Genomic DNA, 1,254 nt, shown 5'->3' with positions numbered 1-1,254 from the left:
CGAGTTGTCCGCCGGGGTGCCGTCGGCGGAGGCCAGTGCGGTGGCGCCGAGCGTGGCGGCCACGGCGACGGCACCGCCAACGAGCAAGCGGGACAAGCGCTTTGCCATGCCTAATCCTTTTCGTTCATCTGGTGTTGCCCTGACGGGCGGATTCGCGGAATCGGGTGACCGGCCTGAATGGTGGGCGAACCAACCGGCAATGGCGAGACGTCATTGCCGGTGGAAGTACCCGAAGTTGCCGCGTCGGCGCCTTCGGTGCCGCAGCCGGAATCCGGGCCATCGAACCAGATGAGCTGACGCTTCGACAAGCGCCATCCTGGCTCTGGCCAGGTGTTATGTCATGCTTTCCCAGTCGTTGGGTGCCTATCGGTGATGCGGTTCCCTTTGCTTGGCTTTGCCCTTTGGCAGGTGTTTCACGGGCTGGCTTTGGAGCAACTTTCTGACTTCGTGAACGTTCTGTCGTGCCGTCATCTGACGTAGGCTCCGCTGCGGTCGTGAATGCGGCCGATGTCGACAGTGGAGGTTTCTGATGCGCCATTCGATATCCCGTTCACGCGGGCGGGGGAGGGGGAGGCCGCCGCTGCTGGGCCGAATGTCCCTGAGCCTGCTGCCACTTGCCCTGACCGCCGGTCTGGTGGGATCCGGCATCCCGAGCGCCACCGCGGCCGAGCCGACCGGTGGGCAGGCCCAGTCGAGTGCCCGTCGGCTCGCGTTGGAGGCATGGCTAGACGGCGGTCCCCGACTCCACGCGCTGGCCGAGACCGCGCTGGCCGGGTCCGACCAGGACGTGCAGCGGTTCGTCGACAACGACCTCGCCGGCGCCCAGCGCCTTGACGACCTGCTCGCCGCCACGCAGATCTCCAGCGTGGGTGGGCCGAAGGTCCGCGAGGCCGCGGACAAGGCCATCGAGGGCACCCCTGACGGGTTGCGCGCCTTCCTGGAGGGCGGTTGGCAGGCGGCTCTCGATGCCGACCGGCGGCTGATGATCACCCGGCTGACCGACCCCGCGATGGGCGCCGGACGCAACCTGCAGGCGGCCGGTGACGCCGCGCTGCGCAGCAACACCAGCGACGACCTGCAGAAGTTCCTGACCGAGGGCCAGTTCCCGGCGAAGGATTCGGACGACCGGCTCAAGCTGGTGCAGATCCTCAGCACGGGTGGCACGAACACCCAGGCGGCGGCGCGTGCGGCGCTGAACGGGTCGATCGAGGACGTGCGCGACTTCCTGGCGGTCGGCCAGTACATCGCGCAGAG

General features: G+C 67.9%; 2 protein-coding genes. One reads left to right on the top strand and one right to left on the bottom strand.

The window, feature by feature from the left end; translation table 11 throughout:
* Positions 1–110: 110 nt before the first annotated feature.
* The gene (locus ACFU6K_RS39310) at positions 111–308 is read right to left on the bottom strand and encodes a hypothetical protein (RefSeq protein ID WP_380671516.1); all 198 of its coding nucleotides are present in this window, start codon (positions 306–308) and stop codon (positions 111–113) included.
* A 284-nt stretch (positions 309–592) separates the two neighbouring features.
* On the opposite strand from ACFU6K_RS39310, the gene ACFU6K_RS39305 reads away from it, so the two are divergent.
* A partial coding sequence (locus ACFU6K_RS39305; protein WP_380671514.1) for an ALF repeat-containing protein occupies positions 593–1,254 on the top strand: 662 nt, incomplete at its 3' end.

Source organism: Kitasatospora sp. NPDC057512, assembly GCF_042802135.1.
Classification (GTDB): Bacteria; Actinomycetota; Actinomycetes; order Streptomycetales; family Streptomycetaceae; genus Kitasatospora.
Note: the sequence above shows the minus strand (reverse complement) of the source record. Positions and strands in the feature narration are given on the sequence as shown.